At 64.4% G+C, this 15,086-nt stretch carries 12 protein-coding genes; 2 read left to right on the top strand and 10 right to left on the bottom strand.

What is annotated here, in order from left to right:
• Positions 1–534: 534 nt before the first annotated feature.
• The 9 genes from HY556_09765 to pyrC form a co-directional block, all read right to left on the bottom strand.
• Positions 535–1,224 (bottom strand): bifunctional phosphoribosyl-AMP cyclohydrolase/phosphoribosyl-ATP diphosphatase HisIE, encoded by a 690-nt coding sequence (locus HY556_09765; protein MBI4394065.1) that lies wholly within the window; start codon positions 1,222–1,224, stop codon positions 535–537.
• Position 1,225: 1 nt separating this feature from the next.
• Positions 1,226–1,981 carry an imidazole glycerol phosphate synthase subunit HisF gene (gene hisF / locus HY556_09760; protein ID MBI4394064.1) on the bottom strand — a complete coding sequence of 252 codons (756 nt, stop codon included), beginning with the start codon at positions 1,979–1,981 and terminating at the stop codon, positions 1,226–1,228.
• A gap of 50 nt (positions 1,982–2,031) precedes the next feature.
• The gene (locus tag HY556_09755) at positions 2,032–2,574 is read right to left on the bottom strand and encodes an imidazoleglycerol-phosphate dehydratase (GenBank protein ID MBI4394063.1); all 543 of its coding nucleotides are present in this window, start codon (positions 2,572–2,574) and stop codon (positions 2,032–2,034) included.
• A complete protein-coding gene (locus HY556_09750) occupies positions 2,575–3,288 on the bottom strand; it encodes a 1-(5-phosphoribosyl)-5-[(5-phosphoribosylamino)methylideneamino]imidazole-4-carboxamide isomerase (protein MBI4394062.1) in 714 nt (237 codons plus the stop codon).
• The gene (gene hisH / locus HY556_09745; GenBank protein ID MBI4394061.1) at positions 3,285–3,890 is read right to left on the bottom strand and encodes an imidazole glycerol phosphate synthase subunit HisH; all 606 of its coding nucleotides are present in this window, start codon (positions 3,888–3,890) and stop codon (positions 3,285–3,287) included. Before hisH ends, HY556_09750 begins: the two co-directional genes overlap by 4 nt.
• On the bottom strand, positions 3,887–4,936 hold the full coding sequence (gene hisC / locus HY556_09740; GenBank protein MBI4394060.1) for a histidinol-phosphate transaminase: 1,050 nt from the start codon (positions 4,934–4,936) through the stop codon (positions 3,887–3,889). The genes hisH and hisC overlap by 4 nt, the downstream gene beginning before the upstream one ends.
• Positions 4,933–6,267, bottom strand: coding sequence for a histidinol dehydrogenase (hisD, locus tag HY556_09735; protein ID MBI4394059.1), 1,335 nt, complete (start codon positions 6,265–6,267; stop codon positions 4,933–4,935). Before hisD ends, hisC begins: the two co-directional genes overlap by 4 nt.
• Before the next feature lie 17 nt (positions 6,268–6,284).
• Positions 6,285–7,160: an ATP phosphoribosyltransferase gene (locus tag HY556_09730; protein MBI4394058.1), complete on the bottom strand. Its 876-nt coding sequence runs from the start codon at positions 7,158–7,160 to the stop codon at positions 6,285–6,287.
• Positions 7,161–7,422: 262 nt separating this feature from the next.
• Positions 7,423–8,760: a dihydroorotase gene (gene pyrC, locus HY556_09725; GenBank protein ID MBI4394057.1), complete on the bottom strand. Its 1,338-nt coding sequence runs from the start codon at positions 8,758–8,760 to the stop codon at positions 7,423–7,425.
• A 119-nt stretch (positions 8,761–8,879) separates the two neighbouring features.
• Between pyrC and HY556_09720 the strand changes: the two genes are divergently transcribed.
• A complete protein-coding gene (locus HY556_09720; protein MBI4394056.1) occupies positions 8,880–10,088 on the top strand; it encodes a pyridoxal phosphate-dependent aminotransferase in 1,209 nt (402 codons plus the stop codon).
• 4 nt (positions 10,089–10,092) lie between these two features.
• Positions 10,093–11,298, top strand: a complete 1,206-nt coding sequence (locus HY556_09715; GenBank protein MBI4394055.1) for a glycosyltransferase family 4 protein — start codon at positions 10,093–10,095, stop codon at positions 11,296–11,298.
• Here HY556_09715 and HY556_09710 read toward each other — a convergent pair.
• Positions 11,295–15,086: a glycosyltransferase family 39 protein gene (locus HY556_09710; protein MBI4394054.1), complete on the bottom strand. Its 3,792-nt coding sequence runs from the start codon at positions 15,084–15,086 to the stop codon at positions 11,295–11,297. The two genes, HY556_09715 and HY556_09710, sit on opposite strands and share 4 nt — an antisense overlap.

Genomic DNA, 15,086 nt, shown 5'->3' with positions numbered 1-15,086 from the left:
TGGCCGAATAATGGATGATCCTATTCTCATTGTAGTAAGGGGAATCCGGGTTCCGGCCACCGAATATCCACGCGGCCTCTCCGTCCCATAGGCTTCCGGCTGCGGAGACGCGGTACGGTAACCTTGGGGTCCGGTTCATGGCCGAATTCGTCAATGGGTCGAACTCTATGACGCCGTCCATTGCGAGCCCGCCCAGGTAACCTTCTCCGAAACCTCCGAAGAGCCAAAAACGATCGCCTGTGAAGACGGTCGTGGAGTCTCGAAGAGTGAGCGGCAATTTGGATGACATGACCGCGACGGATTCGGCGGCGGCCGGCCGAAGTCCTGGCAGCGGTGCCGCTAGTAGGACAATGATAACAAACAGAACGGTGCGATGTCCGCATCTGGCGCCCAGTTGGTTCATTGCCCCCATGTGCCAGGGAGATTGCGGTGTTATAAGGATTGTGCTGAGCTTGGGCCGATTCGAGGAAGCGCTCGAGTACAACCTCGTGATTTCATGAAATCTTGAGAATACGCAATCGCTATGAAAGTGTGCTACCGGCGCCGCTTACGGATCTCTGCTATGACCTCCTTGGGTGTTATCCCCGCCTTCCCCGCCACGACCATCGAATGATACAAGAGGTCCACGAGCTCGTGCACCATCTCGTCGCGCTTGCCGTCCTTGTACGCCATGATCACCTCGCTCGCCTCCTCCGCGACCTTCTTCAACATGAGGTTCGGGTCCGAGTACAGTTTTGCCGTGTACGACTCGGACGCATCCGCCTCCTTTCGGGCGAGGATCGTCTCCCACAGTTCGATGAGCGGGCTCGATTCCTTAGTTCCGTGAAGTTCCCGCTCGAAGCACGTGAACGTCCCTTCGTGGCAGGCGACACCGTCCTGCTCGACGATCGCGAGCAATGTGTCGGCGTCGCAGTCAAGGGCCAAGGACTTCAGGCGCTGGTAGTGTCCGGACGTCTCGCCCTTCTTCCAAAGTTCGCCGCGCGAACGCGACCAATAGTGCATGAAGCCTGTCTTGATGGTCTTCGCCAGCGCCTCCTTGTTCATGTACGCAACAGTGAGTACTTCGCGCGTCGTTACGTCCTGGACCACCACGGGAACGAGGCCATCGCCCTTGGCAAAGTCGATGTCAGAAGGTTTGGCGATTCTCCGCGGGGAGGACGAAGTCGTTTTGGTCTTTCTCCGACGCGGACCGGATCGCCGCGCGCGTTTCCTCCCGGTAGCCATCTCACGGCCTCATGGGAACCCCGTTATCCTCGCAGAACGCCTTGACATGTCCCACCGTGTAGGTTCCGTAGTGGAAGATGCTTGCGGCAAGCGCCGCATCCGCCTTCCCTTCCGTCAAGGCCTCGAGGATGTGCTCGTTCGTCCCCGCGCCGCCGGACGCGATCACCGGGATCGGCACGGCGTCGACGACCTTGCGCGTGAGGTCCAGGTCATAACCTTCGGTCGTCCCGTCCCGATCCATCGATGTGAGGAGGATCTCGCCGGCGCCAAGCTGCGCTGCGCGCTTGGCCCACATTACCGCATCCAAGTCGGTCTTACGCGACCCGCCGTGCGTGAAGACGTCCCACGAGCGGCCCTTCCGTTTGGCGTCTATCGCCACGACGACGCATTGGCTCCCGAAACGCTCGGCGGCCTCCGTTATCATGGAAGGGTTACGCACCGCTGCCGTGTTCATGGACACCTTGTCGGCACCAGCGGAGAGGGCGGCCTCGATGTCGTTGACGGTAGAGATCCCGCCGCCGACGGTGAGAGGGATGAAGAGATCCTCGGCTGTCTTACGCACCACGTCAAGCGTCGCCTTACGCCCTTCGACGGAAGCGGAGATGTCCAGGAAGACGACCTCGTCTCCACCTTGCCTTTCGTACTCGACCGCAAGCGCCTTGGGCGAGCCGACGCTTTGCAACTTCTCGAACCGTACGCCTTTGACGACGTCCCCGTCCTTCACATCGAGGCAGGGGATGATCCGTTTCTTGAGCAAGTCAGCGGCCCCCGACGCGTTGCTTCATCATGGGGGGACGCATCGCGCGGTCACTTCCTCGCCTTCACGGCCACTTTCCCCTTGGTCGACACCCCGCCCGGCCTCTTCGCGGTCGCTGCGGCGATGCACTTGCCAAGGCCCTTGAACGCGGCCTCGATGACGTGGTGCTTGTCGGTGCCGCGCCGCACGTCGACGTGAAGCGTCACCCTCGCCTCGAACGCGAAGCTCCGGAAGAAGTGCGTGTAGATGTCCTCCGGAAGCTCGCCTACGAAAAACGGCCTGTCGACGAAGTCGATGGCCACGGTGACGAGCGCGTCGTCCATCGGGATGGTCGCGGCGGCCATGCGTTCGATGTTGTCCGCGTCGACCTCCTCGCGGAAGGCCCGCCCGAGCGAGATCGCCACGTCCTCGATCGTGTGGTGGCGCAGATCGCCCGAGGCCGTCACAGCGATGTCGTAGCCGCTGTAGCGGGCGAGCGTCTCCACCATGTGCTTCAGGAAATCCTCCGGGACGTCCGCCTTCCCGACGCCTTTCCCCTTCTTGACGCTCGCCACGATGGTCGTCTCGCGCGTTCGGCGTTCGATGCGGGCCATCTACGACTCAAGCTCCTTCACGGCCTGACGTAGGTCGATGCGTCCCGTGTAAAGCGCCATGCCGATGACCGCCCCGTCGACGCCGAGGTCTTTGAGCATGTAGAGGTCGTCCATGGTGCTGATGCCCCCGGAGGCGATGACGGGCGTCTCGACGGCCTCGACCAGGGTCTTCACGAGCCGTTCGTTGATCCCCGTGAGTTTGCCTTCGCCGTCGACGTCGGTGAAGAAGAGCGCCCCCAGGCCAAGTTTGTCGATGGAGCGCGCGTAGTCGACGAGGCGAAGACCAGACCCCTCCGTCCAACCCGAGACCACGACCTCGCCGCCTCTTGCGTCCACAGCCACGACGACCTTGTCGCCGAACTCGGCGGCGACGTTTTCGAGCCACTTCTGGTCCTTGATCGCCTTCGTCCCCACGATGACGCGCTTGACGCCCGCGTCCACAGCGCGCCGGATGAGTTCCACGGAGCGCAGCCCACCGCCGACCTGGAACGGCACATCGGTCGTCGTCACGAGCCTTGCGATAGTGTCCCAGTTGCTCCCGGCCCCGAGCGCTGCGTCGAGGTCTATGACGTGGATCATGCTGGCGCCGGTCGATGCCCATCTTTCGACCTGGCCCTCCACGTCGTCTATGGAGACTTTTACCTTCGACGGGTCGCCGCCGACGAGCTGCACGCAACGCCCCTGGCGGATGTCGATACTTGGAATGACCATCATTTCTTCATACCCTCGGCGAGTCGCACGAAGTTCTTCACTACCAAGAGTCCCTTTACGGAGGACTTCTCGGGGTGGAATTGCACGCCCCATGCGTTAACCTTTCTCACTGCTGCCGTGAACCGCTTGCCGCAGACGGCACTCGCGATCTCCACGTCTTCCTCGGGCACGGGGGCGAAACTGTTGACAAAATAGACGTGGGTGCGTGTTTCGAACCCCTGCCAGAGCGGGTCCGGCTGCAAGGCCACCTCGTTCCAGCCTATCTGGGGAAGCCGGCTGTTTTCGAGGCGGCGCACACGGCCCTTGATCACACCGAGGCCGGCCCCGGGCGACTCGTCGCTCGATTCGAAGAGGAGCTGGAGCCCGAGGCATACCCCGAGGAGCGGTCGGCCCACTCGTACGTGGTCGACGAGCTCGTCTCGCATTGGGGCGAGCCGCCTTGCGGCCTCGCCAAAGGCCCCCACACCGGGAAGCACGACGGCGTCCCCCGTCAACCCCTGGTCGGGTGTGCGGACGTCGACGACGGCTCCGGCGGTCTCGAGCGCCTTGCGGATACTGTGGAGGTTACCCACGCCGTAGTTCACGAGATCGACTTGCACCGTCATCGCGGCGCCTCCGATACCGTCTCCGCGGCTTTCTCCAAGAAAAGCTTGGTCACCTCGGCCGGTCCCACGCTGACCCTCACGAAGTCGCGTAACCGCGCGTCGAAGCGCCTGATGGAAAGGCCCCGCTCTCCAAGGCCCCGGGCGAACGCGTGCGCGTCCATCGGCGGCCTCATCAAGACGAAGTTCGCGTCGCTGTCGAATGCCTCGATGCCTATGTCCCGCACACCGCTGCAGAGGATCGCCCGTTGGCGTCGGACCTCGGCGACGACGCCGTCGACGTAGGAGGTGTCCTCGAGCGCGGCCACGGCCACCATCTCCGAGACGGCGTTCAGTTTGAAGGGCCCGCGGACCTTCGCGATGGCCTCGATGAGGGGTGGAGCCCCCGCGGCCCAACCTACACGAAAACCTGCAAGGCCGAACGCCTTCGAGAACGTGCGAAGCACAAGGGCGTTTCCCCGGTCGACCAGGTCGCCAAGGAGCGACGGTCCCGCGAATTCGATGTAGGCCTCATCCACGACGACGAGGCCTTCAAGCCCCTTCACTATCTCCATGACCTCGCGGGCGGGAAACGCGGCGCCAGTGGGGTTGTTCGGCCGCAGGATGAAGGTGACCTTTCCTTGCGCCGCCGTGAGTCCCTCGACATCCAGGTCGAATGCCGCAGAAAGCGGGACGGCGACGGGGCTTGCGAGGTTCACGCGGGCGAAGACCTCTATCATCTCGAAAGTCGGCGGGTGGAAGACGACGGCGTCGCCGGGCTCCGTGAAGGCGCGGATGACCAGGTCTATTATCTCGTTGCTGCCGTTCGCCGTGACCAACGTTTCGGGCGAGAGGCCGTACCGCTTCGAAAGCGCCGTCTTGAGGTCACGCGAATCGGTGCTGGGGTAACCGGCGAGCTTCACAGGGTCGGCAAGACGCAGGGCTTTTTCGATCGCGGGGTTCGGGGGGAAGATATTGGAATTGTTGTTGAGGATGACGCCACCTCCAGGTTCCTCCGCGTACGCCTTGGCGAGCGCGAGAGACCGCCTCGCGAGCCACGTCCCGCTCATCGTCGCCGGCTCCCGCCCCGGCGGGTGGGGCGCGACTTTGGGCGGGCGGACGCCGTCCCCGGCGCGGCCCGGGCCCTTGCGGCTTGCGCGTGGGCGTGGAGGCCCTCGACGCTTGCAAGGGTGTCGGCGGCCGCTCCCAGCGCGGCGCTTCCCGGCGGACGCACGTCCTGCCACGTGGTGAAGCGTAGGAAATCGCTTGTGGAAAGGCCCGAGGCGAACCGCGCCGACCCGGCGGTCGGGAGAACGTGGTTTGTCCCGCTCGCGTAGTCTCCGAAAGCGACGCATGAGGCGCCGAGGAATATAGCACCGGCTGTGGTGAGCCGCGCGGCCACCTTTCTTGCCGCCTTGGTGGAGATCACCACGTGTTCCGGCGCGTACTCGTTGGCAAAGGAGACCGCGTCCGTTAGGCTCGCTGCCACCAGTATCGCGCCGTGCCTTTCCAGTGCCTTCGTGATGATCTCGCGCCGCGGCTGCTCTTTGAGGAGGGCTACGACCTCGTCCTCCACCGCGCTCGCCATGCGCGCGCTCGTGGTGAGCGCGACACAAGCCGCCGCCTCGTCGTGCTCGGCCTGCGCAAGAAGCTCCAACGCCACGAGCCTGGCATCGGCCGTGTCGTCGCAGATCACGACGACTTCGCTTGGACCCGCAAGGGAATCCAGGCCCACGTCGCCGTAGACGAGGCGCTTCGCGGCGTTCACGTAATTGTTCCCCGGACCGACTATCTTGGCGACCCGCGGCACCGACTCCGTCCCGTACGCGAGCGCGGCGATCGCCTGGACGCCTCCGATGGAGAAGAGGCGTGTCGCCCCCGCGACCTTCGCGGCGGCGAGCGTCACGTCGGAGACGCGCCCGTCGCTTCCGGGCGGCGTGACGACGACGCGCATGGGGACGCCGGCCACACGGGCCGGGACCACCGTCATGAGGAGGGTGGACGGGTAGGCGGCCTTTCCACCGGGAACGTAGCAACCGACGCTTGAAAGAGGCATGGCCCTTCGGCCAGCCGAAATCCCCTGCCCGACCTGGAGCGTCATCGACCGCGGAAGGAGCGCTTCGTGGAAGACGGCGATGTTCCTGGCCGCGTAGCGAAGCGCGCGGCGGACCTCGTCGGGGACGCGTCTTTCCGCGGCGGCCCATTCCGCCTTCGGCACCTCGATCGTCTTGGGGCGCACCCCGTCGAAGCGTTCAGTGAGGTCGTACAACGCCGCGTCGCCTCGGGCCCTCACCGCCGCGATTATCTCCCGGGCCGGCCCCTCGTAGGACCCGAGGTCCCCCTTCGATCTTGCAAGTAGACGCTGGCGCTCGTCGACGGAGATGCCGTCCAAGCGGCCCATGCGGCTGAAAAGGCCCACTACGGCATCAGCCTCTCGATCGGCGTGACGAGTATGCCCTCGGCCCCGATCTTCTTGAGGTCCGAGACGACGCGGAAGAGTTCGTCCTCGTCGACGACCGCGTGGGCCGCGACCATGGGGCCCTGCCGGCCGTCGACGAGGATGTCGACGATCGTGGGGCCGGAGATGCCGGGAAGGATCTTGCGCACGTCCGAGAGCCTGTCTCGCGGGACGTTGGCCATCAGGTATCGTTTGCCCCGGGCCCGGACGACACTTTCGAGGGCCCAGATGAGTTCCCGCAGGCGCTCCGAGTCCTTCCCCGAGAGCGCGTCCTTACGGACGACGACGCGGGCAGTCGAATCGAGGATGGTCGCGATGGGGCGCATATGGTTCATCTTGAGGGTGCTTCCGGTCGAGACGAGGTCGGCGATGATGTCGGCGACCCCTATGTGCGGCGTTATCTCGGCCGCACCGGAGACCGACACGATCTGCACGCTCTTAGAGTGGGACTTGAAATAGCGAGCCGTGAGGTTGGGGAAGGACGTGGCCACACGGACCCCGGGCGGCACGTCCTCGATCGTCGAATACTTGGAGTCCTCCGGCACCGCGACGACGAGCTTGCAGCGTCCGAAACGGAGGTCCAAAGCCACCTCCACGGGTCTTCCGGTCTCACTTATGATGTCGAAGCCGGTGATGCCGAGGTCGGCGACCCCGTCCGCCACGAATTCGGGGATGTCGTCCGCGCGGACGAAGAGGACCATGACCTCCTCGTTCAGGGCCGTGGCGAAGAGCCTCCGGTCATTGACGTAATCGACTTTCACGCCGGCGGCGTTGAGAAGCGCCACGGACGCCTCGGATAGGCGGCCCTTGTTCGGTATTGCGACCTTCAATTGCAAGGCCCGTCCCCCCTCGCTACGGCTTTATCTGGCAAAACGGAAGACCGAAGCGTGCTGGAGATGATAAAAACCACTCTCGCGACACGGGACGGACCGCATTATTATCGGCGCCTCGAGAACTTGTGTTTACTTATGTTTTTCCTTGTCCTTCCCCGAAGAGAAAACACCCGTCCTCGAATGTCGTGCCGAACCGGCACGGCTCCGGGAAGAGCGCCCCCCACGTTCGAAGGACAGGGCCCCGAGCATTCGTCCCGTGAACCATTCATCGGCGATCGGACGCTTGCGCTTCGCTCCAGTCACGGCCGCGAAGGGCACCCGACGATCGTCCCGGCCCGGTCACGACCTCTTCGCCTCGTAACCAGACGCGCGTCGGGAAGACGGCCTGCCGGCCCTGAAAGGGCGTCCACCCGCATTTCGAATGCAATACTGATGCCTCGATACGCCGCTCCTCTGCGAGATCGTAGAGCACAAGGTCCGCGTCAAAACCAGGCGCAATCGCGCCCTTCGGGATGCCCAGGATCCGACCCGGGTTCGAAGCAGACGCCTCTGCGAGGCGCCTGATGGAAAGGCCTCCCCGCTTCACGAGCGACATCATGAGCGGCACCATCGTCTCCACGCCGGGCACGCCTGCCGGGGCCGTCTTGAACCCGGCAGCTTTCTCGGCGAGCGTGTGCGGGGCGTGGTCGGAGGCGAGCACCTCCACGCCGCCGCCGCGTAACGCCGACATGAGGGCGGAGCGATCAGCCGGCGAGCGTAGCGGCGGATTCACCTTGCAAAGCGAACCCGGTCTCTTCTTGGAGTTGAAGTCGAGGAGGAGGTGGTGGGGCGTCACCTCGCGGGTGAGGCCAGCGCCCCGCGTTGCCGCCAAGGCAAGCCTGGAAGTCACGTGGGCCACATGTACGCCCGAAGGCCTCGCGGCGACGACGCGCTGGATCGCCTCGACCTCGCAACGGGGAGAACGAGCCGACGAATGCCCACGAAGGTTTTCCTGGGTCCCATCCGACTTTGCTAGGCACGTGTCCGCCTCGGCGTGGACGATAAGCGGCCGACCGGAGCGTTCGCTGCGCTTCACCGCACGTCGAAGGGCTTGAGTGGAAGCCAACAGGAGCCCACCGGTGCTTCGCCCGAGGTAGGCCTTGTACGCAACGGGCGCCGCCCCGAGACGCAGCGCTTCGAGCGCGTCGTCCAACCCGGCAACAAGGCCGTAGTCGACGGCTGCGCGGCCGCGGACGGCCGCTTGTTTCTTTGCGTAGGCGCGTGCATCTGTCACCGGCGTTTCGTTGTTCGGCATGTCGGCGACGAACGTCACGCCACCGAAGGCGGCCGCCGTGGTGCCCGAAACGAAGTCCTCCTTGTGGGTCGAGCCGGGGTCGCGAAAGTGCACGTGCATGTCGACGGCCCCGGGCATCAATATGCCGCGGCGGATCGAGAGGCGGGGCGCCGTGGATCGGAGGCGCTTTCCCACCGCGACGATGCGGCCGTCGGATATCCCGATCTCGCAAGGAGAAAGGCCCGCGGGAAGGACCGCCCTCGCCGAAATGACGAACTCCGGGGCCGCCCTCTGTCTTCGGATGCGGGCCGCGGCGGGGCGTGTCTTCACGGCGGGCAAAACGCCGTGCGGGCTAAAAGCAAAGCGGCCGCAGGGCGGACGGTCAATGCCAAGAGGTGTCACGCAAGTGTTTAATTGCGAGGAACCCATTTTTGAGCGGAGTTCTCCTGATGACGCGCGTTTCAAAGACGGGCGACCACAAGGGCGCCGCGTCAGAGGCCGAGGGGCGCCGGCACGGGGCCGCGCTCGACTGGACATCGGCGCGGATGGCGGGGATCGCCATGTCCGGCATCCGCCAGATGTTCGAACTTGCCCCCAAGGACGCGATCAGCCTCGGCCTCGGTGAACCGGATTTCAACCCGCCCGATTTCGTCTTGGAGGCATACAGCAAGGCGCTCCACGATGGGAAGAACAAGTACTCCATGACGGCGGGGATCCCGGAACTGCGCGACGCCCTGGCCGAGAGGCACCGCAAGGATCTTCCTGGAGCGACGCGGGAGAACGTGGTCGTGACCACCGGGTCGACCGCCGCGCTCTTTGCGACCATGCAGGTCATCCTCGACCCCGGGGACGAGGTCTTGATCCCCGACCCCGGTTTCGTGCTCTATGACCCGCACGTGAGGCTAGCAGGGGGCATCCCCGTCGGTTACGCGTTGCGCCACGCCAACGGCTACCTTCCGCAGCGGGCCGAACTTGAACGCGCAATCACGCCGCGCACGAAGGCGGTCATCCTGAATTCGCCTTCGAACCCGACGGGAAGCGCTTTCACGGACAAGTGCGCGCGCGAATTGATCGACCTGTTCGAGGACCGCGACATATTAGTGATCACCGACGAGGCCTACGACCACCTGGTCTACGAGGAGAGGCACCAGACGATGCTCGGCCGGTTGCCAAACGTCCTCTACGTGAACTCCTTCTCGAAGACCTACGCGATGACCGGCTGGCGCCTTGGCTACGTCGTTGCGAGCCCCGAAGTGGCCGACCTAGTGAAACGCATGAACTACCATATGGTCGCCTGCCCCCCGACGCCGACCCAGTACGCGGGGCTCGCGGCCCTCACGGGCCCGCAGGACTTCACGAAGAGTATGCGCTCCGAGTTCAGGAAGCGGCGGGACGCCATCGTGAAACGACTCAACGCGATAGACGGGTTCTCGACGTTGACGCCGCAGGGGGCGTTCTACGCCTTCCCCCAGCACCGCTTCAAGATGGACGACAAGGACCTCGCTCTCGCGATCCTCAAAGGGGGCGTCGTTACGACACCGGGGAACGCGTTCGGTAAGAACGGGGCCGGTCACCTGCGCCTCTCCTATGCCCTGCCGGTCGAAAAGATCGAACTCGCGATGGATAAGCTTGAGAAGGCCGTGAAACCTCTCAAGTAGGCGCATGAAGATCCTTCAACTCGCCGTCCGTTTCCCTCCCGCCCCCGGCGGCGTCGAGACGCACGTCGCCGAGCTTTCGAAGCGTTTTCTGGAAAGAGGCCACGAGGTGAGCGTGCTCACCACGGACCTTCACAAGGAGGTGCCCTTCACGCGTCGGCCGACGGCGGCAGGGGAGGTGGCCCCTTCCGGGGTGCGCGTCACGCGCTTTCCCGCGATGACCTTCGGCGGTGACGCCCATTACGTCGTCTCCCCCGGATTGGTCCGGCGGGCCGTCGCCGAGGCGGGTCGTTTCGACGTCATGCATGCGCACAGCTACGGTTACCTCCACACGGTCGCCGGCGCCTTCGGGAGCCGCTTGGCCGATCGCGCTTTCGTGTTCACGCCACACTTCCACCCTTCGTGGAGCATGGAGTTCGGGGCGCGCCGTCGCAGGCTCAGGGCCGTATTCGACCGGTTCGTCGCCCCGTTCGTATGGAACTCTTGCGACCGGATAATCTCGGTATCCGGCGAGGAGGAGCGGCTCATGTCTTTCCCGCGGTCTCTTTCCGACCGCGTTGTCCGCGTCCCAAACGGCATCGACCTCGCGCGGTTTCGTAGACCCGCCGAGGGGAACCTGTTCCGAAAAACCGTTCCCGTCGGGGGCCGCTACGTCCTTTACATCGGGCGACTCGCCTCCAACAAAGGGCTCAGATCCCTGGTCGAGGCGCACTCGAGAATCGCCTCGGCCGGCGTGTCGCTCGTCATCGCCGGCGAGGACCAGGGCATCGCGCCGGAACTCCTGTCGCTGGCAAGTAGACTCGGGACGGCCGACCGCGTCCACATCCCGGGCCATCTCGAGGCGGATGTCCTCCTATCGGCGCTTTCCGGGTGCGAACTACTTGTCCTCCCGTCCGAGTACGAGGCGTTCGGCATCGTCCTCCTCGAGGCCATGGCCGCCGGAAAACCGGTGGTGGCAACGCGCGTCGGGGGGATTCCCGAGGTCGTCACCGACGGTGTGGAGGGTCTCCTCGTCGAGTACGGCGACGTGGGCGGGCTCGCAAGGGCGATCGATACCGTCTTGTCGGAAGCGAAGGCGAGGGGATTCGGCGAGGCGGGAAGGAAACGGTCGCAACGTTACGATTGGGACGCGATCGCCGACTCGACGTTACGCGTGTACCGCGACGCCATCGCGTCGCGGCGGCGCCCGCCCCGACGTCTTCCCCGGTCCTAAGGCGGGGTCGATTCGAAGGATTGCGTCATGACGAAGTCGTGGACCACGGCGCCGCCGTTCGGGCCGACTTCGCCCGGGGCGACGACCAGCGTCTCGCGAAGTTCGAACCTGCGCCCGTCCTCGAGCGTCTTCTTCGCGGTCACGACGTACGTGCCGGGCTTCACCGACGTCTGGTAGGAGCCGTCCGTCTGGACGATGGTGGTCTGGTTCTCCGCCGTGTTACGCGTCGCGTTCGCATCGAGCGCGAACTGTATGGTCGAGTCCCCTACCTTCGTGCCGTCTGGTGTCGTGAGGTTCCCGATGAAGGTCACAGAACGCAGATCCATCGAGACGTTGTGGACGGCGTGCTTTCCGGGCTCGACGTCCGCGCTCTGCTCCCCGACGGCGATGTAGGCAGAGTGGAAGATCGAGATCTGGGCCGTCCCCGGGAGCATGTCGTCGTACCAGTACGCCCCGTCGTCCGTGACGTTCGGCGCGACCCCGCCCACGGACATCGAGTAGTTGGTCAGCGGGTCGTCCGTTCCGACATCGTAGACCCCGTTCTTGTCCCGGTCGTAGAAGACGAAACCCGCGAGGCTCCCGTTCGCGAAGTCGAAGACCAACCTGGCCGGGTCTATCGTGACGGACCTCTCGGCCTCTTCCACCGACACCGAGACGTTGAAGCGGCCAAGGATGACCGAACCACGGGACAACCTCATCTCGACGCCGGCATCCGTCGTCGCGAAGGGCATGATGACCCTGAAGCGTCCTTGCGCATCGGATTGGGAACGATCGTGGAAGACGTTGAGGTCGCGCACAGTTATCCGGTCGCGGGAATCGCCCCCGAGAAGCGCATAGGTGAGCGTACCGGCATCATCGGCCACCGAGACGGCCGTGTCCGGGAGCGCCCTACCGCCGTTCACAGTGACCGCGCCTTCACCTATTGCACCCGGGTAATATTGGAGCATGCGGACGCCGCTGTTGGCGAAGACCAGGCGGAAATGCTTGAGGCCGAAGCCCGGATAGATGAGGCCCGGCAAGGAGGATCCATCGACGGGCTTCTCGGGCGTCGGGGCGGGAGACGGCGGAGTGCCGATGTACGCCTTGTAGAACATGCTGCCGAAGAACGGCTCCTTGTACTTGTACTTGAAACCGCTGAGCTGGAAATCCTGGGCCCGAGTGATGTCTCGCCGTATGGCGTTGATCTCCTCGGTCGTGTACTCGCCGTCGGGGTGGAAGGCGTCGCGTGGCCCTAGCCCTACGGCCTCGACGTAATCGTCGGGGTTGTGGTCGGACAACGTGAGTGGCGCGTAGAAGATCGACGTCTGGTCGATCGAGGGTGTCTGCGGGTTGTCGTACGGGAACAACCTCACGTCCACCGCGAAGTAGCGGATGTGCTTACCCGTCTTCGCCTCGAACAAGGAGAGTAGCGTGACGCTACGCTCGAGGTCCAGTTCCGCTTCCGAGACGAACCCGAATGGGCGCACGTTCTCGACGACGTTGTTACCTGCCGCGTCCGTCACGATCCCGCCCGTCGCGTTCTTCTGGTAGCGCTTGAAGCCGACCCACCTGCAGAAGACGTTCTCCTGGTTCGTCTCCATGACCGCGGGGTCGGAGCAATCGACATCGGCGGCGGCCTTGTCGGAGACACCGACCGCCTTGAGGTCGGCGACTACCTGGGCCTTTGTGAGGAGAGGCTCGCGGGCCTCGACGAGCGAAGCCTGCTTCGCCGCGAGAAGCTGCACCGCGTGCGTCTCGTTCTGCGCCGCGATGAAATGCCCCGCGAACTCGAAATTTGACTGGAAATTGTCCGCGACGGCCGGGTGGTTCCCGATCGAGATCGCCCAGTGCCCGTAGTCCCACCACGACAGGAAGGCCGGGCGGTCCACCGGTGCCTTGTCGAGGTCGCGCTGCGACAGCCACACATAGAGTTCGCGCCAATAGTCCGGAATGAATCCCTGGCCGAACGTTCGCAGGCGGGAATCGATGAAGTCGCCCGGGATCTTCGGCGCGACCGCCTGCCGGTTCTCCGCCGTGTCGTCGAGGTTTCGCGCCGCCAGTTCATGCTTCGTGTACTCGCCCACGAGGGCGTCGAGCGTCGGCCTGGCACCCAGTTGTTCATCTGTGAAACCGCGCTTGCGAAGCTCGTCTTTCATGTAGACGATGCGCAATTCCTGGATGGATTTCGACTTGAGCTCCTCGTCGGAGAAGCCGACCCCGCGAGCGCGCAGGTCGCCGTTGAGGATGCCCTTCTGGAGCTGGTCTTCGTACTGTCCCGGCATCGCGGCGTCGACGGCGAGCCAGACGTTCGGCAGGACCAGGAACGCCGTGATGAGGAGCGTGCCGACGACTTGGCTCGCTCTCACCGATCGGCGAAGGCCGCCCACGAGGTCGCCCTTGAACCCGGCCATCGTCTTCCTGATGTCCTCGAACTTGAGGAAGTCGATCATCTGCGCGACGAACCAACCGCCGATTATCGCGAACGCCGGCGTCGCGTTGAAGAGGAAACGCACGGCCGCAGTGACCATGTAGTAGGCGACGACGCCCCAGATGAGGACGAAGAGCATCTCCTTGTTCCAGGTCTTACGCACCTGGTTCGCCATGAGGACGAAACCTATCATGGTGAAGAAGAAGACGAGGACGCCCGTACCGAAGACGACCTGGTTGAAGTCGCCCGGGTGGGCCTCGGCGATCGTCGTGTAGAGCTTCGACTGCTTGAAGTAGATGAGGGGCCCAAGAAGCGAGTAGACGACCTCTGGTACGACGAAGAAGGCGCCCACGACGCCGAGCGCCGCCAGCAGGATGAAGGCGGGGAAGACGAGGACGGTCGGGAAGTCCCGCGTCGGCACGAAGACGAGGCCGATGCCGATGAGGGCGAGGAAGATGTAGAAGGGCGCATGCACGGTCGCGAGGATGCCGAACCCTGCGCTGAAGTAGTACGGGAGCCCGATGAACATCCCGGGAAGGAGCGCGAAGAAGGCGGTGAAGAAGACCGCCGTCGAGTCACGGCCGCGCCAGTGGTTCACGAGCATCTGGAGCCCGGCGTAACCTGCGATCATGGCGACCGCGTACGGGAAACCCTTCCAGACAAGGCTCACGGCGCCGATCGAAACGCCCGCCAGGAGCGCATACCCGATGCTTCTTTCATTGGCCTGGTAGTAGGCCGAAAGGCCGTCGACCACGGAGCCCGACCTCCCCCACTTGAGCACCCAATCCCCGTCGTGGGCCGTGCGTAGCGCGCGGATGAAGAAATAGAAACACAGGACGATGAAGAAGAGCGCGAACGCGTCGTGGTCCGCGAATCCAAGGACACTCCTCTCGATGTGCCCGGTCATGGTCGCAAGCAGGAACGCGGCGATGAGGCCGGCCTTGTTCCCCCAGAGTTCGCGCGCGATGAGGAAGGTCGGTACAATCGTCAAGGCACCCCAGACCGCGGGGCTTGTGACCGTGACCCACCAGGTCGACGTGCAGAGGTCTGCCGGCGTCAAGGCGCCGATCCCGCACTGTGGGGAAGCCGGGCTCCCGAGGATGGGCTTGAGCCACGCCCCGAAGAGCGCTATCGACCATTCCCACAGGGGCGGATTGTCGTTGTTCCCACCGTCAGGGTAGGCGGAGAGCGGGTCGCTCCTGAGGGTCTGCCAGTTGTTGGCCTGCGCGTACTCGGCGGCATGATGGTGGTAATAAGCGTCAGATTCCGAAAGCACGAAACCTTGGCCATCGAGCGTGGCGGGCCCGACGTTGAAGTACGCGCGTAGGAAGAACGCGAGGAGTACGAGGCCGGCGACGCTGAGCATTATGGCCCAGCTCAT

Source organism: Euryarchaeota archaeon, assembly GCA_016207515.1.
GTDB lineage: Archaea > Thermoplasmatota > SW-10-69-26 > JACQPN01 > JACQPN01 > JACQPN01.
This window is presented reverse-complemented; position numbering and strand designations above follow the sequence as displayed.

Coding starts and splice junctions, on each gene's coding strand:
- HY556_09710 (MBI4394054.1), bottom strand. CDS start 15,086: ATGAGCTGGGCCATAATGCTCAGCGTCGCCGGCCTCGTACTCCTCGCG.
- HY556_09720 (MBI4394056.1), top strand. CDS start 8,880: ATGACGCGCGTTTCAAAGACGGGCGACCACAAGGGCGCCGCGTCAGAG.
- HY556_09715 (MBI4394055.1), top strand. CDS start 10,093: ATGAAGATCCTTCAACTCGCCGTCCGTTTCCCTCCCGCCCCCGGCGGC.
- HY556_09755 (MBI4394063.1), bottom strand. CDS start 2,574: ATGGCCCGCATCGAACGCCGAACGCGCGAGACGACCATCGTGGCGAGC.
- HY556_09750 (MBI4394062.1), bottom strand. CDS start 3,288: ATGATGGTCATTCCAAGTATCGACATCCGCCAGGGGCGTTGCGTGCAG.
- HY556_09765 (MBI4394065.1), bottom strand. CDS start 1,224: ATGGCTACCGGGAGGAAACGCGCGCGGCGATCCGGTCCGCGTCGGAGA.
- hisD (MBI4394059.1), bottom strand. CDS start 6,267: ATGGGCCGCTTGGACGGCATCTCCGTCGACGAGCGCCAGCGTCTACTT.
- hisH (MBI4394061.1), bottom strand. CDS start 3,890: ATGACGGTGCAAGTCGATCTCGTGAACTACGGCGTGGGTAACCTCCAC.
- hisC (MBI4394060.1), bottom strand. CDS start 4,936: ATGAGCGGGACGTGGCTCGCGAGGCGGTCTCTCGCGCTCGCCAAGGCG.